Origin of the sequence: Amycolatopsis sp. WAC 04169, from assembly GCF_003947535.1 — a bacterium.
GTDB lineage: Bacteria > Actinomycetota > Actinomycetes > Mycobacteriales > Pseudonocardiaceae > Amycolatopsis > Amycolatopsis keratiniphila.
In genome coordinates this window covers 170,371-191,418 of sequence record NZ_QHJI01000008.1, presented here as the reverse complement: position 1 = coordinate 191,418, position 21,048 = coordinate 170,371, and the positions used below count along the sequence as shown (strand labels likewise).

Genomic DNA, 21,048 nt, shown 5'->3' with positions numbered 1-21,048 from the left:
GTCCTCCGGGGTCAGGAGTCCAGCGCGACCTTGACCCCGGGGGCGTGCTCGGTGTTCCGCCGCGTCTTCGACCAGCCGTTGCGCCCGCGCACCAGCCGGAACAGCGCCCGCCACGACGTGATGTAGAACGTGTAGATGTACAGCGCGTAGGCGAAGCCCATCCCGAGTCCACGTAGGACGTTGCGGCTCTTTAGGCATTTGAACTGGTAGATAGGGCCCCACACGATGAACGGCAGCAGCCCGAACGAGCCGTAGATCGCGAACAGGATCCACGCGCCGTCGTCGGCGAACCAGGTCCACACCTGCGCCGGATCCCCGGCGGTGCTGAAGAGCAGCAGGATGAACGGGATCGGGTACAGCAGCGAGCCGAGCAGCTGCATCCACGGCTGCGCGAGGTAGTACATCATCTCCGCCGCGCCCAGCGTGCTCACGTGCGGCGAATCCCAGATCCGCCGGAGATAGCGCGAACACTGCATCGTGCCCTGGCCCCAGCGCGTGCGCTGCACCAGGAATCGCCGCAGGCTGTACAGACCTTCCTGTTTCACATGGGAATCCGGCGTGTAGCCGGTGCGCCAGCCCGCGGTCAGCAGGTGCACGCCGAGTTCGAAGTCCTCCAGCAGCGAACCGCGCCACGGCTGCTCGTCAGGCCCGGCGATCGAGTCCAATGCGGACAGTCGCGTGAACTGACCGTTGCCGCCCATGGAGATCGTGCCGGTGAACCCGCGCGAGGTCTGGATGGCCGCGATGGCCGTACGGAACTCGAGATCCTGCATCTGGGCCAGCTTCAACCCGAAAGCGCGGGAGAACCAGTTCTTCCCCGGCGGCCGGGTGCCCGCGTTGCCCATCCAGACGTCGAGTTGCACGGCGCCGATCGTCTCGTCGCCGAAGAGATGGTCCGCGGCGCACACCTCGAGGCAGTTCTCCGCCGGCCGTCCGTCCGCGTCGACGACCACGACGACCACGTCGTCACGGGTCGCGTCCGGCCCCATCCAGTCGTTGAGCGCCTGATAGGCCGCGTTGAGCGCGTCGCCCTTGCCCGTCCTCGCTTCCGGGCGGCGCCGGGGGACGAGGTGCAGGTACGGGTCGTAGCCGCCGTTGCGCCGCCAGATCGACCGGACCACGCGGGCCGTGCGGTCCTCGGAGTCGTCGTCGACGACCCAGACGTGCGCCTGCCGGAACGTCGAACGCAGGTATCGCACGGTTTCGCGGATGACGGTCTGTTCGTCCCGGCACGGAACGAAGAAGTGCCAGGTGAAGTCGCCGGCGTCGCCGACGGGTGCGGGTTTGCGCCGCAGGTACGGCACGACGATCACGACGACGTAGACGATGAACGCCACGCTCATGGTGAGCGCGAAGGCCTGCGTGATCGCGAGAAGGATCTTGATCGAGCCGCCGCCCATCAGGCGGTCCCGCGTTCGGCGCGGGGCTTGCGGGTGCTCAGCCAGACGAACAGGACGAGGGCGACCGCGCCGCCGAGGACGCTGACCATCGAGCCGAGCAGGGTGTGACCCCAGTAATAACCCTCGTCGATACCCATCACGTTCACGAGCCCGACGATGGCCAAAACCCTCATCTGATTGACAAGAATGACGACGATCGCGGAAATGAGTAACGAAGTGAAGAGCCGCTTCGCATTTCCCGGACGGAAATACAACATGACGGCGGTCACCAGGAGCAGTGGCAGCAACATGAATGCCGACGAGCATTCCGGAGTCATTCTTAACCCGAGTGGAGTATCGCCCGACAACCCAAAGTAGACCGTCTCGCGTTCACCGGCGACAAAGACACCCGATGTGGTGATGACCCTCAGTATCAGTCCGGAGAGCTGGACCTCGAAAACCCGGTACAGACGTTCGGCCAGCACCAGGCCGACCGCGACGGCGAGCACCCCCAGCACCGCCATACGCAGCGGAAACCGGCTGGAACTCGGCAAGGGAGCGCTCGCAACGGCCACGGTGACCCTCTCAGGAAAGACGCAGCAGACGACGGGGATCCGGCGCAGCGGACAGGAACTCGCCGACGAGAGTAAGTCAGCGAGAACCGGCCCTTTCGACCGGGGTTCGCATTTCCAACGTGATCATGGGCCCTTTCGGCACGATCGTGGAGAAACTGACTAGGCCGAAAGGGTGAAGCATCCGGCGACCTGCGGGAAATGTCCGCAAGACCACCTGATCCGGTGATCCTCGCAGTTTTCTGTTCAATTTAAGAAACACTCGGCGATAGACGATCCGCGAGCCGAGTCAGGCCAGCTGAGGATTCGTCCGCGACGGTTGTGCCCTCGTGCCGACCGCAGATCCAGAGAAACTCCCCCACGAATCAATTCGGAGGACCAGTTGAAGAACACGCACCTCTTGCGACGAGGCGGAGTACTCGCCGCTGTGGTGGCGAGCGTGGCTCTCGCCGGTGCGGTGCCCGCCTCGGCGGCCCCCGGTGACGGCTCCGCGTATGGCGTCAAGGTCGATGTGAAGCTCCTCGGCCTCGACGCGGTGAAGGCCGGGCCGCTCGCCGAGGCGAAGACCTCCGGGCCGACCACCAACAGCCTCGCGAAGGCCGACCTCACCGGTGTGCTGACCGCGGGCGCGATCAACACCGAGGCCAAGCGCGACGACAACTCCGGTGCCGTGACGGCCAAGGCCAGCACCGCCGATGTCGGCTTGCCGCTGCTGAAGAGCGCACTCGGCGACGTCGGCATCAAGGTCGTCGAAGCCACCTGCACCGCGACCCAGAAGGGTGTGCAGGGCGCCACCAACCTGGTCGGCGCAAACTTCGGCAGCGTGGGCGCGGTCGACGCGACGCCGGCCCCGAACACGCAGATCAAGGTCGCCCTCGGCACCATCAACGTCGCGACGATCATCCTGAACGAGCAGATCAAGAACCCCGACGGCAGCCTCACGGTCAACGCCATCCACGTGAAGCTGCTCGGTGACGCCCTCACCCCGCTCGGTTCCGGCGACGTGATCGTCTCGTCGGCGACCTGCGGTCCGGCCGGTCTGCCCGTGCCGCTCGCTTCGGGCGCCGGGCTGTGGATCGGCCTCGGTCTGCTCGGTGCCGTCGCCATCCCGGTCGGCATCCGCGTGGTCCGCAACCGGCGTCCGGCGACCACCGCCTGACCTGGGTGAGGTGAGGTCGAAATGTACAAGTTGCCTGGCGCCGGAGTCGGCGTCGCCGGTGGCGGGGTGGGTGCCCTCGCCGCCACCGGGGCCGATGTCGGCTGGTGGCTGGCCGTCGGCGTGATCCTGCTGGTTCTCGGAACCATCGCGGTCATCGCGGGCTACCGCCGCACGAAACGGCTCGGCGAGATGGGGAGCTGACGCTCCTCTTGACGGAACGGCCGCCGGCGTGGGCCCCTCGCACGCCGGCGGCCGGCACCCGCGTTGTGCGGGACACTCGGAAACGTGGATGAGGAGCGCGAACGCGTGGATGTGATGTTGCTGGCCGGGACGCGGCCGGAGGCGGTCAAGCTCGCGCCGCTGGCGCTGGCACTGGTGGACCACCCGCACCTGCGGCCCTTCGTCGTCCACAGTGGACAACATCCGGGCATGGTCGAACAGGCGCTGATCCCGTTCGGCCTGCCGGTCGACGCCTGGCTCGACACTCCGCCCAGGACCACCGGCACCCAGGCGGAACTGGTCTCCGGCCTGCTTCCCGCGCTCGACGAGGTGCTGCGCCGGGTCGCACCGGCCGCCGTCGTCGTCCAGGGCGACACGACAACGGGACTCGCGGGCGCGCTCGCGGCGTTCTGGCAGGGCATCCCGGTCGTGCATCTGGAGGCGGGACTGCGCACCCACGACCTCGCCGCGCCGTTCCCCGAAGAGGGGACGCGGCAGATGATCTCGCGTATCGCCGCCCTGCACCTCGCGCCGACGCCCGGCGCCGCGGCCGCACTGCGCACGGAAGGTGTTGCGCGCCAACGGATCGCCGTCACCGGCAACACCGTCGTCGATGCCGTGATCGCGATCGCCGAACGTGATCTCCCCGCGCGGGACACCGCGCTCGCCCTGCTGGAGATGGAAATCGCCGAGGCGGGTGAGCGGCTCGTCCTGGTGACGTCGCACCGGCGCGAGTCCTGGGGCGAGCCGTTGAGCCGCACGCTCGCGGCCATCGAACTGATCGTCGCGGAACACAGCGACGTCCAGGTGCTGTTCCCGGTGCATCCCAATCCGGCCGTGCGGGATCAGGTGACGGCCGCGCTCGGCGGGACGCCGCGGGTGACGATCACCGAGCCGCTCGAATATCCCGATCTCGTCCGCGCGCTGCGGATCGCCGAGCTCGTCCTGACCGATTCCGGTGGCATCCAAGAGGAAGCGCCGACCTTCGGCACACCCGTCCTGGTGCTTCGCGACGTCACCGAACGACGCGAAGCGATCGAGGCGGGCTGCGCCTGGCTGGTCGGGACGGACACCGGACTCATCGCCGACACCGCGGCGAAGATCCTGCGCGGGGATCTGCATCCGACGCACGCCGGAAACCCTTATGGGAACGGCAATGCCGCCGCCCTGTCGGTGGCGGCGCTGGAGGAGCTGCTCAATCTCGCCCCGGCGCCGCGCACCGCCGCCGAATCCCGCTAGATCGAGACGATCTGCACCGGCAGGGCCGGGTTTGCGGAGAAGTCGAGCGAAGCTTGCGGCCGTCCGGCGGCGACCACGTGCGCGCCGAGCGCGGCGATCATCGCACCGTTGTCCGTGCACAGGCGCGGCCGTGGGACACGCAGGGTGATCCCGGCCTCGGCGCAGCGCTCGGCGGCGAGTTCCGACAGTCGTGAATTCGCCGCCACGCCACCGGAGATCACCAGCGTGTCCACGCCGTGTTCCTTGGCCGCGCGGAGCGCCTTCATTGTGAGGACGTCGGCGACGGCCTCCTGGAACGACGCGGCGACGTCGTCGACGGGAATGTCCTCGCCACGGCGCTCCGCGCTCTCGACCCAGCGGGCGACGGCGGTTTTCAGGCCGGAGAAGGAAAAGTCGAACTTGGCGTCGCGCGGTCCGGTCATCCCCCGGGGGAAGGCGATGGCCGCGCCGTCGCCGTTCTTGGCGGCCTTGTCGATGGGCGGGCCGCCCGGATACGGCAGGCCGAGGACGCGGGCGACCTTGTCGTAGGCCTCGCCCGCGGCGTCGTCCACAGTGGACCCGAGCTCGGTGATCTCGGAGGCGATGTCGTCCACCAGCAGCAATTGCGTGTGCCCGCCCGAGACGAGCAGGGCGAGGCAGCGCTCGGGCAACGGGCCGTGCTGGAGCGTGTCGACGGCGATGTGCCCGGCCAGGTGGTTGACGCCGTAGAGCGGGATGTCGAGCGCGGCAGCGTAGGCCTTGGCGGCGGCGACGCCGACCAGGAGCGCGCCGGCGAGACCGGGTCCGGCGGTGACCGCGATGGCGTCCACATCGGACAGTTTCAGCCCGGCCTTGTCGAAGGCTCGTTCGACCGTCGGGACCATGGCCTCCAGGTGGGCGCGGCTGGCGACCTCGGGCACGACGCCGCCGAAGCGGGCGTGCTGGTCGACGCTGGAGGCGACCTCGTCGGCGAGGAGCTCGACCGTGTCGTCGTCGTGCAGGCGGACGAGGCCGACACCGGTCTCGTCGCACGAACTCTCGATGCCCATGATGATGCGCGGCATCAGCCCGCCACCTCGTCTCGGACCTGGGCCCGCGGGCGGGCCATCGTGTAGGCGTCGGCGCCGGAAGGCTGGTAGTAGCGCTTCCGGAGGCCGACGCGTTCGAAACCGTGCCGCTCGTAGAGCGTGATCGCCGCGTCGTTGTCGGTGCGGACTTCGAGGAAGACGGGCGCGGCGAGCTCGTCCGCGCGGTCGAGGAGCGCTTTCAGCAGCACGGTACCGATGCCTTTGCGCTGGTGAGCGGGGTCGACGCCGATCGTGTGGATGCTCGCCTCGTAGTCGCCGCGGCGGCCGACGACGGCGAGCCCGGCGTAACCGATGACCTCGTCGCTTTCCTCCGGGCGGGCGACCAGGTAGAAGCCGCCGGCGTCGAGTTCGGCGTGGAAGGCGTAGGCGGTCCAGGGCGAATCGCCGGGGAAGAGGATCTTCTCTATCTCGACACAGCGCGGGATGTCCTTGCGGCGTAAGGGTTCCAGCCTCACGGCGTGGTCACCTTCTTGCGCGCGGCCGGTTCGACGGCGTCCGGGCGGCGGAGGTAGAGCGGGGTGAGCGGGGCGGGCTCTTCGCCGAAGTCCTTGCGGGCGGCCTTCACCAGTCCGAGGGGCGACGGGAAGCGCGGCTCGATCGGCTGGACACCGAGCGCGTCCGCGTAGAGGAGGGCGCCGTCGCCCGCGGCGACCTTGATGGTGGTCTGGAGGTCCGCGGGCCGCTCGACGTGGGGGCCGTCGGTGCGGGCGCCGTCGGCGGCGTACGCGGCCCAGTAGACCTCGCGGCGCCTCGCGTCGGTGAGGACGAGGAAGGGCGCTTCGCCGGGGGCGACGTCGGCGGCGATCGCGTCGAGACTGCAGACCGGGTACGCGGGGATGCCGAGGGCGTGGGCGAGCGACGCGGCGGTGGCCATGCCGGCGCGAAGGCCGGTGAAGGGGCCGGGGCCGACGCCGCAGACGATGGCGTCGAGGTCGCGAAGCGTGACGCCCGCGGCCTTGACGGCTTCGAGGGCGTGCGGCGTGATCAGCTCGCCGTGGGCGCGCGGGTCGACCGTGACGCGGTCGCCGCGCGACTCGAGGGCGTCGCCGTCCAGGGCGACGAGGCCCGCGGTGACCGCCGGGGTCGAGGTGTCGATGGCCAGTACCAGCACGGTTACCCAGCCTACGACCAGCGGCCCGGAGCGCGTTTAGCGGGCTGAACGCGATCGGGTGGCGTGGCCGCTCCCCTGGCGCCGGATCGCGTTTAGCCCGCTAAACGCGACGCGCGCCGAGGCCTGCCGCCGACCCTGGCACCCCGCCGTCAGATCGCGATTAGGGGGCTAAACGCAGGTCGGCGGAGGGGTGTGAAGCAGGTCGCAGGGCCCGGGCGGCTGGCGCGGGTACGGTTCCGGAAGCGGGGTTCCTTGGCTCCAAGCGCCCCGGCCGCCGGAGTCGAGCAGGAGGTCACACGGTGCCCGATCGGTTGTTCCCCACGCTGGCGAGCGGCTCCGGCAAGGAGGCGCTCCGCTTCGGCGACACCTCCCTCACCTACACCGACCTTGCGGCCATCGCCGGCACCCTCGCCCGCGACCTGCCGAGCGGCCGAGTCGCCGTCTGGGCGACGCCCTCGGTGCACACCAGCGTCGCCGTGATCGCCGCCCTGCTCGCGGGCGTCCCCGCCATCCCGCTCAACCCGAAAATCGGCGAGCGCGAACTCGCGCACATCCTCACCGACAGCGAGCCCGTCCTCGTCCTCGCCGAACCGGGCGCCGACCTGCCCACCGGTCTCGACGGCCTGCCGCGACGCGACATCGTTCTCGAAGGCGCACCCGTCGATCTCCCCGCGGAACCGGACGCCCAGGCCCCCGCGCTGATCGTCTACACCTCCGGCACCACCGGCCCGCCCAAGGGTGTCGTCCTCCCTCGGCGCGCGATCGCGACCACGCTCGACGCGCTCGAAGACGCCTGGGAATGGACCGCCGACGACGTCCTCGTCCACGGTCTCCCGCTGTTCCACGTGCACGGCCTGATCCTCGGCATCCTCGGGCCGCTCCGGCGCGGCGGCTCAGTCCGGCATCTCGGTCGCTTCTCCACCGAAGGCGTCGCGCGCGAACTCGCCACCGGCGCGACGATGATGTTCGGCGTCCCGACGATGTACCACCGCATCGCGGGCGAGGTCGGCGAAGACCCGTCGCTCGCCGAGGCGCTGAGCAGCGCCCGGCTGCTCGTCTCCGGATCGGCCGCGTTGCCCGTCCACGACCATCAGCGCATCACCGCGGCGACCGGCAGGCGCGTCATCGAGCGCTACGGGATGACCGAAACCCTCATGAACACCAGCATCCGCGCCGACGGCGAGCACGTTCCCGGGACCGTCGGTGTCCCGCTGCGCGGCGTCGATGTGCGCCTCGTCGATGAATCGGGCGTGCCCGTCGAGGAGGTCGAGACCGTCGGCGAGATCCAGGTCCGCGGGCCGAACCTGTTCACCGAGTACCTCAACCGCCCCGACGCCACCGAAGCCGCTTTTGACGACGGCTGGTTCCGGACCGGTGACATGGCGACCCGCGACGCGGCCGGCTACGTGAAGATCGTCGGCCGGAAGGCGACGGATCTGATCAAGAGCGGCGGCTACAAGATCGGCGCGGGCGAGATCGAGAACGCGCTCATGGAGCATCCCGGTGTCGCGGAGGTCGCGGTGACCGGCGAGCCCGACGACGACCTCGGCGAGCGCATCGTGGCCTGGGTGGTGCCCGAGGGAGAGCGTCCGGCGGAGTCGGAGCTCGCCGACCACGTTTCACGCCTGTTGTCGCCGCACAAACGGCCTCGGGTGGTCCGCTATCTGGAAGCGTTGCCACGCAACGACATGGGCAAGGTCATGAAGCGGGCGCTCGGATGAGCAGGCCCTCGGCGCGGGCTGTCATCAAGGAGATCACCACCGGTTTCGAGGATCTGGACGTTCCGCGTTCCGAAGAGCCGGACGACGGGCCGATCGGCTGGCCGGGCTATCGCTCGGCACGCGAGACCGCCGAGGAGCGGACCGGCGAGAGCGAGTCCGTGCTTTGCGGGACCGCCAGGATCGGCGACGTCGAGGCGGTGGTGATCGCGTTCGAGTTCGGCTTCCTGGGCGGTTCGATCGGCAGGCGGACCGGCGATCGGGTCGAGGCGGCGTTCGCGCGGGCCGTGGAGTCCCGGTTGCCGGTGGTTTCGCTGATCGCGACCGGCGGCAGCCGCATGCAGCACGGGATGCTGGCGCTTTCGCAGTTGCAGCGCATCGCGCGGGCGGCGGCCGGGGCCCGGTCGGTGCCGCAGATCTCGGTGTTGCGCGATCCGACCACGGGTGGCGGATGGGCGACGCTCGGTGCGAGCGCCGACGTCGTCCTCGCACTGCCTGGGGCGCAGGTCGGCTTCGCCGGTTCTCGCGTGCGGCCCGCCGGCGCGTCCGCGGAGGCGTACACGGCCGAGGCGAAGCTCGCGTGGGGCCAGGTGGATCAGATCGTGACGCCGGCCGAACTTCCGTCGACGCTGGAACGGTGGCTGTGCTTATTGACTTCGTCGACGACGGAAGCCGCCGAACCGCCTGGAGCGCTCAGGTCCACGGACCTGCCTGAAAGCGGTTGGGACGCGGTCCAAGCGGCACGCTCCGCTGAGCGGCCGAGGGCTGCGGAGTACCTCGACGCGTACTTCGACTGGCGTGAGGAGGTCTCGGGCGACAGGTGCGGTGGAGTCGACTCCGGAGTGTCGTGCGGCTTCGGCTGGCGAAGCGGCCGGGCGATCGCGTACGCGGCTCAGTGCGGAACGGCGACGCTGCCCGCGGGGTTCCGGACCGCGGCGCGTCTGGTGCGGCTCGCGTCGAGGCTCGGGATCCCGGTGCTCACCCTCGTCGACACTCCCGGAGCGGCGAACGACGAGGCAGCCGAGCAGGCCGGTGCGGGCGCGGCGATCGCGGAGTTGTTCGAAGCGGTCGCGAGCGCGGCCGTGCCGATCACGACGCTGGTGATCGGGGAAGGCGGTTCCGGGGGCGCGCTCGCGTTCGCGGCGCCGGGGTCGACCTGGGTGACGCCCAGCGCGTACTTCTCGGTGACGTCGCCCGAGGCGGCCGCGGCGATCCTCAAGCTGCCAGCCGACGAAGTCCCCGCTCTCGCCGAACGGCTGCGGCTACGCCCCCAAGACCTGGTGGACCTGGGAATCGCGCGTTCCGTCGTGCGCCCCGCGGATCGCGTTTAGCCCGCGAAACGCAGGTCGCCCCGCGCAGATCGCGATTAGGGGGCTAAACGCAGGTCGGACGGCCGGATCGCGTTTAGCCCGCTAAACGCAGGTCGGGCGTGCGGGTGGTCCAGGTGCCGTGCGGCTCCAGGGTGACCAGGCGGACATCGTCTTCCCGGCGCTCCAGGCGTACGACGAGGTAGTCGTCCGACAGGCGCTCGGCCGCCCCCTCGCCCCACTCGACGACCAGGGCCGACCGCTCCAGTTCGGTGTCGAGGTCCAGGTCGTCCAGCTGCGAGAGATCCCCGCCGAGCCGGTACGCGTCGACGTGCACCAGCGCGACCCCGGCCGCACCCGCCGGATGTACCCGGGCCAGCACGAACGTCGGCGAGCTGACCCGGCCGCCGACCCCGAGACCGTCCGCGATCCCGCGGGTCAGCGTCGTCTTGCCCGCCCCGAGCGGCCCGGCGAGCAGCACCAGATCGCCCGCGCGCAGCGAACGCCCGAGCTCACGCCCGAAATCCATGGTCGCCTCGGGAGTCGGGAAAGCGAAATTCATCAGCGTTGCCACCACCAGGTCCGCCGTTCGGAAGTCTCACCATCGGTGCCCGTGCATCGTTGCACCAAGTCGATCAGGTGGCTGTTCACCAGTTCGGGTTGTTCCAGCTGCACCATGTGCCCCGCGCCGCGCACGCGCACCAGCTCCGCGTCGGGCAGCTCCGCCGCGATCCGCTCGGCGTGCGCGATCGGCGTGAACCGGTCGGAATCCCCGCCGACGACCAGCACATGCGCGTGCTTCAGCCCGGCGAGCGCGGCGTACCGGTTGTGGCTGCCGAGCGTGTCGACGAAGTTCACGAGCCCGCGCACCGGCGTCACTTCGAGCATTTCCAGCATGAAGTCGACGAGCCGCGGCGACACGTCCCGGCTGCCGAAAGCCAGCCTGCGCACGGCTTGCCGGGTCAGCTGCCCGCCCGCCGCGCGCACGAACTCGACCAGGCCGGGCTGCCAGCCGGCCAGCCCGCCGACGCCTCGCGTGAGCGGGTTGTACTTCGACAGCAGCGACCGCGGCAGCCCCCGTGCCCCGACCTCGCCCGCGGCGGTCGCGATGAACGCGACGCCACAGACACGGTCGTCGAACAGCTCGGGATGATCGGCGGCGAGCTCCATGATCACCATGCCGCCCATCGAGTGCCCCATGAGCACGATGGGCCCCTCCGGCACCACCGAACGCAGGACCATGTCGAGGTCGCGCGCCAGCTGCTCGATGGTGCTGGTCTCGGCGGTCGCGGCGCCGGATTGCCCGTGCCCGCGATGATCGAAGTACACCTGCCGCACCCGCGGCAGCTTCAGCGACGCGAGGTCTCGCCGCTGAAAGTGCCAGCAGCGCTTCGACAACGCGAAACCGTGCACGCCGACGACGGTCAGCTCCGGTTCTCCCCCATCGGCCGGATCGATCTCCTCGACCGCGAGCGGCGTGCCGTCCTCCGCCGCCACTGTCGACGTCCGATCCGGTGCGAGGTCCCCCAACGGCTCGTCCACGAACGGATCCTCACTCTGCCGCCGCTGCTGTGCGGCGACGGCGATCGCGGCGGCGGTGCCGGTGGCCACCGCCCCGACGCCGCCGACGATGGCCAGCAGTCTTCGTGAAGGTGTCACGAGCCTGCCTCCAGATACGTCCGGTGGACCCGCGGGCGGTACATCGAAGTCACGATCTCGTAGTCGATCGTGCCCAGCTTGTCGGCCCATTCCCGGGCGGTCGGCTCGCCGGACGTGCCTTGGCCGAAGAGGATCACTTCGCTGCCGACGGCCGGTTCTTCGTCTCCGCAGTCGACGATCAGCTGGTCCATGCAGACGCGGCCGACGACCGGCCGCCGCTTCCCGGCGAGCCATACGTCCATGCGGCCGGACAGCGACCGCGGCACGCCGTCCGCGTAGCCGACCGGGACGAGGGCGAGGGTGGTATCGCGCTCGGCCGTCCAGCTGTGGCCGTAGGAGACGGATTCGCCGGCCGGGATCCGCTTTGTGAGCACGACCGACGATTTGAAGGTCATCGCCGGGCGGAGATCGTCTTCGGTGGGCACCGGGTTCAGCCCGTAGATCGCGATCCCGGGGCGCACGAGGTCGAAGTGCAGGTCGGGCCTGGTCAGCACGGCGGCGGAGTTCGCGATATGCCGCATCGGGTTCAGGCCGGCCGCGCGGGCGATGTCGTAGGCCTCGTCGAACCGCTTGGCCTGCGCGTCGATGGAGGGGTGGCCCGGCTCGTCGGCGCAGGCGAGGTGCGACCAGATGGCGACGACCTCGATGAGCGGCTTCGCGGCCGCCGCGGCCTTGACCAAGGCCGGCCATTCCGCAGGTGGGCAGCCATTTCGGCTGAGCCCGGTGTCGATCTTGAGGTGAACCCGGCAGATCGCGTTTAGCCCGCTGAAGTCGCGTGCCCGGCGCGCGCCGTCGGCCACGCGGGCCAGCTCGTCCATGGAGCTCACGGCGACGTCGATGTCTTCGGCGACAGCGGGCGCGAAGTCGGTTTCAGGAGTGTCGAGCCAGCTGAAGAGCCGGACCCCGATCCCGGCCCGGCGCAGCGCGATCGCCTCGCCGAGAGAGCAGGTGCCCAGCCAGGTGGCCCCGCCCTCGACAGCGGCCCGGGCGACCTCGAGGGCGCCATGCCCGTAGCCGTCGGCCTTGACCACGGCCATCGTCTGGGCCGAGGGGGCGCGGGAAGCGAGCAGGGCGACGTTGTGCCGGATGGCGGACAGGTCGATGACGACCTCGGCACGCGGGAAACTGGCGGTCATAACGACCACCAGTTTCCCACGAACCGGCTCAGGACAGGCGCGCCCCGTCGGTGGCGGAGAACACGTGCAGCTCGTCAGGACGGATCCGCAGGTGCAGGGTGTCGCCCATGGCCGGCGGTGTGCGCGGGTCGACCCGGGTGACGACGTTCGACTTCGAGCCCTCGGCGTCGGTCTCGGCCAGCTTGCCGTAGACGTACGCGTCCGAGCCGAGCTCCTCGACGAGGTCGACCTTGATCGGCAGCGTGCCGTCTTCGCTGGTGGTCACCTCGAGCGACTCGGGACGGAAGCCGAGGGTGACCGTGTCGCCTTCGGCCTTGGCGAGGATCTCGCGGGTCAGCGGCACCCGGGCGCCACCCAGCTCGGCACCGTCTTCGGTGAGCTTCGCGGTGACGAGGTTCATCGCGGGCGAGCCGATGAAACCGGCGACGAAAGCGTTTGCGGGCTTGTCGTACAGGGCGCGCGGGGTGTCGCACTGCTGCAGGAGACCGTCCGAGAGGACGGCGACCCGGTCGCCCATCGTCATGGCCTCGACCTGGTCGTGCGTGACGTACACGGTGGTGACGCCGAGGCGGCGCTGCAGCGCGGCGATCTGCGTACGGGTGGAGACACGCAGCTTCGCGTCGAGGTTCGACAGCGGCTCGTCCATGAGGAAGACCTGCGGCTCGCGCACGATGGCGCGGCCCATCGCGACGCGCTGGCGCTGACCACCGGAGAGCGCCTTCGGCTTGCGGTCGAGGTACTGCTCGATGTCGAGCAGCTTGGCCGCGTCGAGCACCTTCTGCTTGATCTCCGAAGCCGGGCGGCCCGCGATCTTCAGCGCGAAGCCCATGTTCTGGCCCACGGTCATGTGCGGGTACAGCGCGTAGTTCTGGAACACCATCGCGATGTCGCGGGCGCGCGGCGGCAGCTGCGTGACGTCGCGGTCGCCGATCCACACGGCGCCTTCGTCGATGTCCTCAAGGCCGGCGAGCATCCGCAGGCTGGTGGACTTGCCGCAGCCGGACGGCCCGACCAGCACGAGGAACTCGCCGTCGGCGATCTCGAGGTCGAGTGCGTCCACGGCGGGCCGCTCGGAGCCCGCGTAGCGCCGGGTCGCCTTGTCGTAGGTGATCGTGGCCATCGGTTCAGTCCTCTTTCGGTTTCGCGGAAATGCCGTGCCCGAGTTCGCGGGCTTCGAGATGCCGCTGCTGGATCCGGCGCCCTTCGGCGCGGTCCGCTTCGGTCGGCTCGAGTGGGGTGTAGCCGTGCTGTTCCTGCCAGCGGGGAGGTTCCGTGCTGGAAGCGAGGGCCCAGGCCGCCTGCCGCGCGGCACCGACCGCGACGTACTCGGCGACTTCGGGGATGACGACGGGCACGCCGAACACGATCGGCGCGACCGTGCGGACGGCGGCCGACTGCGCGCCACCGCCGATCAGGAGGACACGACGGACTTCGAGCCCCTGCTCGCGCAGCGCGTCGAGCCCGGCGGCGAGGCCGCACAGCATGCCTTCGACGGCCGCGCGCGCGAGGTTTTCGGGCGTCATGTTCGCGCGGGTCAGGCCGGAGAGCGTGCCCTTGGCGTCCGGGAGGTTCGGCGTTCGCTCACCGTCGAGGTACGGAAGGAAGGTGAGGCCGCCGGAACCGGGCGTGGCGGCGAGCGCCAGCTTGTCGAACTCGGCGAGTTCGACGCCGAGCATCGCGGACGTCGCCGTGAGCACGCGGGCCGCGTTGAGGGTGCAGGCCAGCGGGAGGAACCGGCCGGTGGCGTCGGCGAACCCCGCGACGATGCCGGAGGGGTCGGCGCTCGGCGTCTCGGAGACGCCGAAGACGGTGCCGCTGGTGCCGAGCGAAACGACGACGTCGCCGGGGACGAGTTCGAGTCCGAGCGCGGCGGCCATGTTGTCGCCGGTTCCGGCGGAGACCAGGATCCCGTCCGGGGTGTGGCCCGCGGCTTCGGCGGGGCCGATGACCCTGGGCAGTTCGGGAGTGCGGCCGCCGAAGGCGTGCGCGAGGAGATCTTGGCGGTATTCGCCGGTGGCGGGCGAGAAGTACCCGGTGCCGGAAGCGTCGCCGCGGTCGGTGACCGGCTCGGCGCCGTCGCCCAGCAGCCACCAGGTCAGCCAGTCGTGCGGGAGCAGGACACGGGCGACGCGATCGGCCAGCTCGGGCTCGTTCTCCGCCATCCAGCGCAGCTTCGTGACGGTGAAGCTGGCGACCGGCAGGGAGCCGACGGACTTCGCCCAGTTCTCGGCACCGAGTTCGGAGCCGAGGTCTTCGGCCGCCTTCGCGGACCGGGTGTCGTTCCACAGCAACGCGGGCCGGACGACCTCGCCGGCTTCGTCGAGGGTGACCATGCCGTGCTGCTGACCACCGATGCCGATGGCGCCGACGCCGTCGAGTAGGCCGTCCGTGGCCTCGCGGAACGCGTCCCACCACGCGGCGGGGGCGACCTCGGTGCCGTCGGGGTGCGAGGCGCGGCCGGTGCGGACGATCTCGCCGGTGTTCGCGTCGCAGACGACGACCTTCGTCGACTGGGTGGACGAGTCGATTCCGGCGACCAGGTCAGAACTCATATTCCGGCCCCTCCGGTGCGCATTCGACCTGCTCGATGGCGGTGCCCGCGGTCAGCGCCGCCTCGATCTCCTCGGTCGGCGTCTCTTCGTCGGTGATCAGGAGGTCGTAGTCGCCGATGTCGCCGTACGCGTAGGTGGCGGTGCGGCCGAACTTGGAGTTGTCGACGACCAGGACGTTGCGGTCGGCGGTGCGCAGCGCGGCCTTCTTGAGCTCGGCGTAGTCCTGGACCGGGTGGAACAGACGGCCGACCGCGACCGCGGCGACCGAGACGAACGCGATGTCGGCGTGCGTGCGGTCGAGGAACGCGACGACGTCCGGGCCGGCGCACGAGTCGAACTCGTGGTGGTAGCGCCCGCCCGCCAGGACGACCTCGACACTCTTGGCGGGCCCGAGGATGCGGGCGGCTTCGAGCGAGTTGGTGATGACGGTGAGGCCTTCGACCTGGCCGAGGCGGCGGACGAGCGGGAAGAGCGTCGTCGAGTCGTCGACGAAGACCGTCTGGCCGGAGTGGACGTGCGCCGCGGCGGCCTCGCCGAGCGCGTCCTTGGTGGCCTGGTTGAAGGTGTCGCGGAAGCGGGCGGCCGACTCCATGGTCGTCGCGGGGTAGGCCTCGACCTTGCCGCGGAGTTTGCGGAGGAGACGGCGGTCGGCGAGGTCGTCGAGGTCGCGGTGCATCGTCATCAGGCTGACGCCGAAGCGGGTGGTGAGGTCGTCGATGCGGACCTCGCCGGTGGCGATGACGTGGTCGAGGATCTCCTGGCGCCGGTGCTCGACGGCGGCGTCCGAGGGCCTGGTCTTAGACATGGGCGACACCGTTCACGACCCGGACCATCGCGGTCTCGGCGGGGTGGGTGTCGGCGCTCACACCTGCTTCTTACCAGATTATTCGCCCGGAGTTAACACGTAACTCGATAACTCCCGCATTTTTTCCCACTCGCGCGCCTGCCCCGCCGACCTGCGTTTAGCCCCCTAATCGCGCTCTGAGGGCGCCCGCCCGCAGAATGTGGTTTTCTGAGGGCGCCCGCCCGCAGAGCGCAGTTAGGGGGCTAAACGCAGGTCGGGGCCCTGGTCAGGAGGTCAGGGAACGGACGGACCGGAGGGCATCGGGGATCGCGCCGAGGATGCCGGAGGCCGAGGTGGGGGCGCCGTCGGCGGCGAGCGAGCCGGCGAGCGAGTGGACGTGCGCGGCCGCCCCGGCCGCCAGCCACGGATCGAGCCCGGACGCGAGTAGCGCGCCGAGCAGACCGGACAGCACGTCCCCCGAACCCGCCGTCGCGAGCCACGACCCCCGCGGCGTGTTCACCAGCGCGCGCCCGTCCGGCGCCGCGACCACCGTGCAGTGTCCCTTCAGGAGCACGACGGCGTCGTACTTCCGCGCCGCCGCCCGCGCCGCCGCGACCCGGTCCGCCCCCGGCGGCGAACCCATCAGCCGCTCGAACTCCCCCGCGTGCGGAGTCAGCACGAGCGGCGTGTCCGGATCGCGCGCGTCCAGCACGTCGGGCGAACGCGCGATGATCGTCGTCGCGTCGGCGTCCGCGCACACCGGCACGCCGCGGCCGAGTACGAACCTGAGCACGTCCCGACCCTCGTGCCCGGTGCCGATCCCCGGCCCGACGACCCACGCCTGCACCCGGCCTGCGTCGGTCACCGAACCCGTCGCGATGACCTCGGGCCAGTGCCCACGCACGACATCCGCGGCATGGCCGGCGTACCGCACCAGCCCGGACGTCGCCCGCACCGCCGCACCGGCCGCGAGCACGGCCGCGCCCGGATACGTCGCCGACCCGGCGGCCACCCCGACCACGCCCTGGCTGTACTTGTCGTCATCCGGCCCCGGCACCGGCCACGCCGCCGCGACGTCCGCCGTATCGAGCCGCTGCAGATCGGGTTCGCTGAGCCGCAGCCCGATGTCCACCAGGGAGACCTCGCCACAGGACGCGGGCGCGAGGGCGTGCACCGGCTTGAGCGCGCCGAACGTGACCGTCCGGTCGGCCACGACCGCCGGACCATCGACGGCGCCGGTGTCCGGATCCACTCCGCTCGGCAGGTCGACGGCCAGCACCGGCGCGCTCACGTGCTCCAGCAGCGCGGCGGCGTCCGGCCGCAACGGCCCGCGCGCCGAGATACCGACGATCCCGTCGACGACGAGATCGGCCCGGCTAATCCACTGTGGACCGTCCTCAGGGGACACGACCCTGCCGCCGGATCGCTTCAAGGCGGCCAAACCCGGAGCGTGCGCGCGTTCGGGCTTCAGCAGGATCGCGGAGACAGCCACGTTGCGGCGACGCAGGAACGCGCCGGCCCACAAGGCGTCACCGCCGTTGTTCCCCGACCCGACCAGCAGCGTCACCCGCCGCCCTGACACCGAGCCCGTGTGCTCGGCCAGCATCTCGGCGGCGTGCACGGAAAGACCGAAAGCCGCGCGCCGCATGAGCTCGCCGTCGGGAGTGACGGCGAGCAACCGGTCCTCCGCCGCGCGAATCCGTTCCGTGGTCCAGATTCCCTGCACGACGCCTCCGGTCTCTACTCGACGGTGACCGACTTCGCCAGGTTACGCGGCTTGTCGACGTCGTACCCGCGCGTGCGGGCGATCTCGGCGGCCAGCACCTGCAGCGGCACCGTGGAGACCAGCGGCTGCAGCAGGGTCGGGACGGCCGGGATCTCGATCAGCTCGTCGGCGAACGGGCGGACGGTCTCGTCGCCCTCTTCCGCGATCACGATCGTGCGGGCACCGCGCGCCTGGATCTCGCTGATGTTCGACACCAGCTTCGAGTGCAGCACCGCGCGCCCCTTCGGCGACGGCATCACCACGACGACGGGCAGGCCCTCTTCGATCAGCGCGATCGGACCGTGCTTGAGCTCGCCGGCAGCGAAGCCCTCGGCGTGCATGTACGCCAGTTCCTTGAGCTTCAGCGCACCTTCGAGGGCGACCGGGAAACCGACGTGACGGCCGAGGAACAGCACGGCCTTCGAGTCGGCGATCCGGCGGCCGAGGTCGCGGACCTGGTCCACAGTGGACAGGACCTTCTGCACCGCGGCGGGCATCGCTTCGAGTTCGGCGAACTCGCGGGCGACCTCGTCCGGGTACTTGGTGCCGCGGGCCTGCGCGAGCGCCAGGCCGACCAGGTAGTTCGCCGCGATCTGCGCGAGGAACGCCTTGGTCGAGGCGACGCCGATCTCCGGACCGGCGTGCGTGTAGAGGACGGCGTCGGACTCACGCGGGATCTGCGCGCCGTTGGTGTTGCAGACGGCCAGGACGCGGGCCTTCTGCTCGCGCGCGTGGCGGACGGCTTCGAGGGTGTCCGCGGTCTCGCCAGACTGGGAGACGGCGACGACCAGCGTCGCGCGGTCCAGCACCGGGTCGCGGTAACGGAACTCACTGGCCAGCTCGACCTCGACCGGCAGGCGGCACCAGTGCTCGATCGCGTACTTGGCGACGAGACCCGAGTGGTACGCGGAACCACAGGCGACCACGAAGACCTTGTCGACGTCACGCAGGTCCTGGTCGGAGATGCGCTGCTCGTCGAGGATGATCCGGCCGCCGTCGAAATGGCCGCGCAGCGTGTTCGCCAGCGCCTCCGGCTGCTCCTCGATCTCCTTGAGCATGAAGTACTCGTGGCCGCCCTTTTCCGCGGCCGAGAGGTCCCAGTCGACGGTGAACGGTTTGGCCTGGGCGGCGTCGCCGTGGAAGTCGGTGACCTCGTAGCCGTCGCGGGTGATCACGACGAGCTGGTCCTGGCCGAGCTCGACGGCCTCGCGGGTGTGCTCGATGAACGCGGCGACGTCGGAAGCGACGAAGTGCTCCCCCTCGCCGACGCCGACGACCAGCGGCGAAGAACGGCGGGCGGCGACGACGGTGTCCGGCTGGTCGGCGATGGTCACGACCAGGGTGAACGCGCCCTCGAGACGACGGCAGACGGCGGCGACGCTGGCCGCGAAGTCGCCCTTCGTGTCGCCCTCGGTGTACGCGCGGGCGATCAGGTGCGCGGCGGTCTCGGAGTCGGTGTCGCTCGCCATCTCGACGCCTTCGGCCTCGAGCTCGGCGCGCAGGGCGGCGAAGTTCTCGATGATGCCGTTGTGCACGACGGCGACGCGCTGGGAGGCGTCGCGGTGCGGGTGCGAGTTGCGGTCGACCGGGGCGCCGTGGGTGGCCCAGCGGGTGTGGCCCATCCCGGCGGTGCCGGTGAAGGCGTCCCTGCCGACGGCGTCGAGCTGGGTCTCCAGGTTGGCCAGGCGGCCCGCCTTGCGCTCGACGTTCAGCGCGCCGGCGCCGTCGAGGACCGCGACGCCTGCCGAGTCATAGCCGCGGTACTCCATCCTGCGCAGGCCGCCGATGACGACGTCCAGGGCCGGGCGGTGTCCGACGTATCCCACGATTCCACACACGGCCACCAGCCTAACGACGGGAATCCGGCCCCCTCGCCCGGGCGCCCACGCGTCGCCTTTAGCGGGCTAAACGCGACGCGTGGGGCGGCGCGCGGGCCGGACGGGGATGCGGGCAGTAAGGTCACGACCATGGCCAGCAAGCCCAAGCAGCTGCTCGCGGAGCTGTCCCACCCAGGTCCGCACGACGTTCTGCGCGGCAACCTCGCCCTGGTCGGACTGCCCGGTGTCGTGTTCACGCCCCGTTCCGGGCTCGGTCTGCCCGCGATCGCCTTCGGGCACGGCTGGCTTCAGCCGACCGGGAGCTACCGGCACCTGCTCCGGCACCTCGCGAGCTGGGGCATCGTCGCGGCGGCTCCGGCCACCCAGCGCGGTCCGCTGCCTTCGCACCGGCTGCTGGCCGGCGACCTGCTCACCACGCTCGAGCTGATCACGACGGTCCGACTCGGACCGGACGGCATCAGCGTCGACCCGGCGAAGCTCGGCCTGGCCGGGCACTCGACCGGCGGTGGTTCGGCGGTGCTGGCCGCCGCGCAGGCGGCCGAGAACGACGAGCGGCCCGAGATCCGCGCCGTCGCGACCATCACCCCGGCCCAGACGCTGCCTCCGGCGACGGTGTCGGCCCGGTCGGTGACCGTGCCCGGCCTGCACCTCGCGGCGAGCGAAGACCTGGTCGCGCCGCCGGTCGGCCATGCCGAGGCCATCGCCGACGCGTGGGGCGGGCCGGTGCAGCTGCGGAAGCTCGGGAAGTCGTCGCACCTCGGCGTCACCGAAGGCAGGCACTGGAGCCAGCTGCTGCTGCACGGGAAGCCGCACCGCGGGACTCAGCAACTGGCGCGGGCGCTGTTCACCGCGTTCTTCCTCACGCACCTGACGGGGACGACGAAGTACCAGCCTTTGCTGGACGCCGACGTCAAACGCGCCCCCATCGAGGTCCAGGACGAACCCGCCGCCTGACCGCCCGGATCGCGTTCAGCCCGCTAAACGCGATCCGGTGCCGAAGCAGGTCAGTCGACCATCCACGAGTTGTTCGAGAAGTCGTCGTCGTCGAAGCCCTTGTCATCACGGGCGTGACGACCACGACGACGCGCGGGCGTGCCGGGTGCCTCAGGCGCCGCGGCACCCGGAGCGGGCGTCGCCGCCGCGGGCGGGACGTCCACCGTCGCCGGCATCCCGGGCACCCCAGGGGCGACCGGAGGAGGCGGCGGAGGCGGAGCCGGCCGCGACACGTCAGGACGCGCACCGAACTCGGCGAACCGGGCGTCCGGCTTGTCGTCGTCCTCGATGTCGAAGCCGATGGTGTGGCTGCGGTCGGCGGTCGTCTTGCCGGTCAGCCAGCCACCCGCCTCCTTGCTCCGCTTCCCCAGCTCCTGCATGTGAGCGGCGTACTTGTCGTGGATGGCGGCGTCCTTCTGCATGGTCTCCACCGCCTGGGCCTTGGCGTCGGCGAGATGCCGCTCCCGCAGCCCGCGCTGCTCCAACTGCTCCGTGATGGCGGCGTCCTGCCTGGACATGGCGGCCGCCAGCCGGTCGACAGCGCTCATCG

At 70.7% G+C, this 21,048-nt stretch carries 20 protein-coding genes; 6 read left to right on the top strand and 14 right to left on the bottom strand.

Annotated features, from left to right (window positions below; genetic code table 11):
• Positions 1-11: 11 nt before the first annotated feature.
• Complete coding sequence (locus tag DMC61_RS23170; protein WP_125691191.1) at positions 12-1,400, bottom strand: glycosyltransferase; 1,389 nt, start codon at positions 1,398-1,400, stop codon at positions 12-14.
• On the bottom strand, positions 1,400-1,903 hold the full coding sequence (xrtP, locus tag DMC61_RS23165; protein ID WP_125691707.1) for an exosortase P: 504 nt from the start codon (positions 1,901-1,903) through the stop codon (positions 1,400-1,402). Before xrtP ends, DMC61_RS23170 begins: the two co-directional genes overlap by 1 nt.
• A 430-nt stretch (positions 1,904-2,333) precedes the next feature.
• Here xrtP and DMC61_RS23160 point away from each other — a divergent pair, with 430 nt between their 5' ends.
• The 3 genes from DMC61_RS23160 to wecB all read left to right on the top strand — a co-directional run bounded on the left by DMC61_RS23160 (position 2,334) and on the right by wecB (position 4,568).
• The gene (locus DMC61_RS23160) at positions 2,334-3,110 is read left to right on the top strand and encodes a choice-of-anchor P family protein (RefSeq protein WP_125691189.1); all 777 of its coding nucleotides are present in this window, start codon (positions 2,334-2,336) and stop codon (positions 3,108-3,110) included.
• A 21-nt stretch (positions 3,111-3,131) separates the two neighbouring features.
• Positions 3,132-3,311 carry an LPXTG cell wall anchor domain-containing protein gene (locus DMC61_RS23155; protein ID WP_007031099.1) on the top strand — a complete coding sequence of 60 codons (180 nt, stop codon included), beginning with the start codon at positions 3,132-3,134 and terminating at the stop codon, positions 3,309-3,311.
• Positions 3,312-3,416: 105 nt separating this feature from the next.
• The gene (wecB, locus tag DMC61_RS23150; RefSeq protein ID WP_125691705.1) at positions 3,417-4,568 is read left to right on the top strand and encodes a non-hydrolyzing UDP-N-acetylglucosamine 2-epimerase; all 1,152 of its coding nucleotides are present in this window, start codon (positions 3,417-3,419) and stop codon (positions 4,566-4,568) included.
• Here the strand turns inward: wecB and tsaD are convergent.
• The 3 genes from tsaD to tsaB are packed head-to-tail and all read right to left on the bottom strand — an operon-like array spanning position 4,565 to position 6,746.
• Positions 4,565-5,611 carry a tRNA (adenosine(37)-N6)-threonylcarbamoyltransferase complex transferase subunit TsaD gene (tsaD, locus tag DMC61_RS23145; RefSeq protein ID WP_125691187.1) on the bottom strand — a complete coding sequence of 349 codons (1,047 nt, stop codon included), beginning with the start codon at positions 5,609-5,611 and terminating at the stop codon, positions 4,565-4,567. The genes wecB and tsaD overlap by 4 nt on opposite strands.
• Positions 5,611-6,090: a ribosomal protein S18-alanine N-acetyltransferase gene (rimI, locus tag DMC61_RS23140; RefSeq protein WP_125691185.1), complete on the bottom strand. Its 480-nt coding sequence runs from the start codon at positions 6,088-6,090 to the stop codon at positions 5,611-5,613. Before rimI ends, tsaD begins: the two co-directional genes overlap by 1 nt.
• Entirely contained in the window at positions 6,087-6,746 is a 660-nt protein-coding gene (tsaB, locus tag DMC61_RS23135) for a tRNA (adenosine(37)-N6)-threonylcarbamoyltransferase complex dimerization subunit type 1 TsaB (protein WP_016331139.1), read from the bottom strand. The genes rimI and tsaB overlap by 4 nt, the downstream gene beginning before the upstream one ends.
• Positions 6,747-7,045: 299 nt before the next feature.
• Between tsaB and DMC61_RS23130 the strand changes: the two genes are divergently transcribed.
• The gene (locus DMC61_RS23130) at positions 7,046-8,467 is read left to right on the top strand and encodes an acyl-CoA synthetase (protein ID WP_125691183.1); all 1,422 of its coding nucleotides are present in this window, start codon (positions 7,046-7,048) and stop codon (positions 8,465-8,467) included.
• The gene (locus DMC61_RS23125) at positions 8,464-9,795 is read left to right on the top strand and encodes a carboxyl transferase domain-containing protein (RefSeq protein ID WP_125691181.1); all 1,332 of its coding nucleotides are present in this window, start codon (positions 8,464-8,466) and stop codon (positions 9,793-9,795) included. Before DMC61_RS23130 ends, DMC61_RS23125 begins: the two co-directional genes overlap by 4 nt.
• Before the next feature lie 73 nt (positions 9,796-9,868).
• On the opposite strand, the gene tsaE is transcribed toward DMC61_RS23125, so the two are convergent.
• The 8 genes from tsaE to glmS form a co-directional block, all read right to left on the bottom strand.
• Positions 9,869-10,333 (bottom strand): tRNA (adenosine(37)-N6)-threonylcarbamoyltransferase complex ATPase subunit type 1 TsaE, encoded by a 465-nt coding sequence (gene tsaE, locus DMC61_RS23120; RefSeq protein ID WP_199750076.1) that lies wholly within the window; start codon positions 10,331-10,333, stop codon positions 9,869-9,871.
• Positions 10,333-11,430: an alpha/beta fold hydrolase gene (locus DMC61_RS23115; protein ID WP_199750075.1), complete on the bottom strand. Its 1,098-nt coding sequence runs from the start codon at positions 11,428-11,430 to the stop codon at positions 10,333-10,335. The genes tsaE and DMC61_RS23115 overlap by 1 nt, the downstream gene beginning before the upstream one ends.
• The gene (alr, locus tag DMC61_RS23110) at positions 11,427-12,566 is read right to left on the bottom strand and encodes an alanine racemase (RefSeq protein ID WP_125691177.1); all 1,140 of its coding nucleotides are present in this window, start codon (positions 12,564-12,566) and stop codon (positions 11,427-11,429) included. Before alr ends, DMC61_RS23115 begins: the two co-directional genes overlap by 4 nt.
• 28 nt (positions 12,567-12,594) lie before the next feature.
• A complete protein-coding gene (locus DMC61_RS23105) occupies positions 12,595-13,686 on the bottom strand; it encodes an ABC transporter ATP-binding protein (RefSeq protein WP_007031089.1) in 1,092 nt (363 codons plus the stop codon).
• Positions 13,687-13,690: 4 nt separating this feature from the next.
• On the bottom strand, positions 13,691-15,118 hold the full coding sequence (gene xylB / locus DMC61_RS23100) for a xylulokinase (RefSeq protein WP_125691175.1): 1,428 nt from the start codon (positions 15,116-15,118) through the stop codon (positions 13,691-13,693).
• Positions 15,108-15,923, bottom strand: coding sequence for a DeoR/GlpR family DNA-binding transcription regulator (locus DMC61_RS23095; protein ID WP_125691173.1), 816 nt, complete (start codon positions 15,921-15,923; stop codon positions 15,108-15,110). Before DMC61_RS23095 ends, xylB begins: the two co-directional genes overlap by 11 nt.
• 265 nt (positions 15,924-16,188) lie before the next feature.
• Positions 16,189-17,628, bottom strand: a complete 1,440-nt coding sequence (locus tag DMC61_RS23090; RefSeq protein ID WP_125691171.1) for an NAD(P)H-hydrate dehydratase — start codon at positions 17,626-17,628, stop codon at positions 16,189-16,191.
• A 14-nt stretch (positions 17,629-17,642) separates the two neighbouring features.
• Complete coding sequence (glmS, locus tag DMC61_RS23085) at positions 17,643-19,505, bottom strand: glutamine--fructose-6-phosphate transaminase (isomerizing) (RefSeq protein WP_125691169.1); 1,863 nt, start codon at positions 19,503-19,505, stop codon at positions 17,643-17,645.
• Positions 19,506-19,634: 129 nt separating this feature from the next.
• Here glmS and DMC61_RS23080 point away from each other — a divergent pair, with 129 nt between their 5' ends.
• Complete coding sequence (locus DMC61_RS23080; protein WP_063275134.1) at positions 19,635-20,459, top strand: dienelactone hydrolase family protein; 825 nt, start codon at positions 19,635-19,637, stop codon at positions 20,457-20,459.
• A gap of 50 nt (positions 20,460-20,509) precedes the next feature.
• On the opposite strand, the gene DMC61_RS23075 is transcribed toward DMC61_RS23080, so the two are convergent.
• Positions 20,510-21,046, bottom strand: coding sequence for a hypothetical protein (locus DMC61_RS23075; RefSeq protein WP_016331127.1), 537 nt, complete (start codon positions 21,044-21,046; stop codon positions 20,510-20,512).
• Between the last annotated feature and the right edge of the window lie 2 nt (positions 21,047-21,048).

Excerpts from the sequence above, each read along its gene's own strand:
- tsaE (WP_199750076.1), bottom strand. The coding sequence starts at position 10,333 with ATGAATTTCGCTTTCCCGACTCCCGAGGCGACCATGGATTTCGGGCGT.
- tsaD (WP_125691187.1), bottom strand. The coding sequence starts at position 5,611 with ATGCCGCGCATCATCATGGGCATCGAGAGTTCGTGCGACGAGACCGGT.
- DMC61_RS23075 (WP_016331127.1), bottom strand. The coding sequence starts at position 21,046 with ATGAGCGCTGTCGACCGGCTGGCGGCCGCCATGTCCAGGCAGGACGCC.
- xrtP (WP_125691707.1), bottom strand. The coding sequence starts at position 1,903 with ATGGCGGTGCTGGGGGTGCTCGCCGTCGCGGTCGGCCTGGTGCTGGCC.
- DMC61_RS23105 (WP_007031089.1), bottom strand. The coding sequence starts at position 13,686 with ATGGCCACGATCACCTACGACAAGGCGACCCGGCGCTACGCGGGCTCC.
- DMC61_RS23155 (WP_007031099.1), top strand. The coding sequence starts at position 3,132 with ATGTACAAGTTGCCTGGCGCCGGAGTCGGCGTCGCCGGTGGCGGGGTG.
- DMC61_RS23080 (WP_063275134.1), top strand. The coding sequence starts at position 19,635 with ATGGCCAGCAAGCCCAAGCAGCTGCTCGCGGAGCTGTCCCACCCAGGT.
- xylB (WP_125691175.1), bottom strand. The coding sequence starts at position 15,118 with ATGAGTTCTGACCTGGTCGCCGGAATCGACTCGTCCACCCAGTCGACG.
- DMC61_RS23095 (WP_125691173.1), bottom strand. The coding sequence starts at position 15,923 with ATGTCTAAGACCAGGCCCTCGGACGCCGCCGTCGAGCACCGGCGCCAG.
- alr (WP_125691177.1), bottom strand. The coding sequence starts at position 12,566 with ATGACCGCCAGTTTCCCGCGTGCCGAGGTCGTCATCGACCTGTCCGCC.
- DMC61_RS23125 (WP_125691181.1), top strand. The coding sequence starts at position 8,464 with ATGAGCAGGCCCTCGGCGCGGGCTGTCATCAAGGAGATCACCACCGGT.
- DMC61_RS23170 (WP_125691191.1), bottom strand. The coding sequence starts at position 1,400 with ATGGGCGGCGGCTCGATCAAGATCCTTCTCGCGATCACGCAGGCCTTC.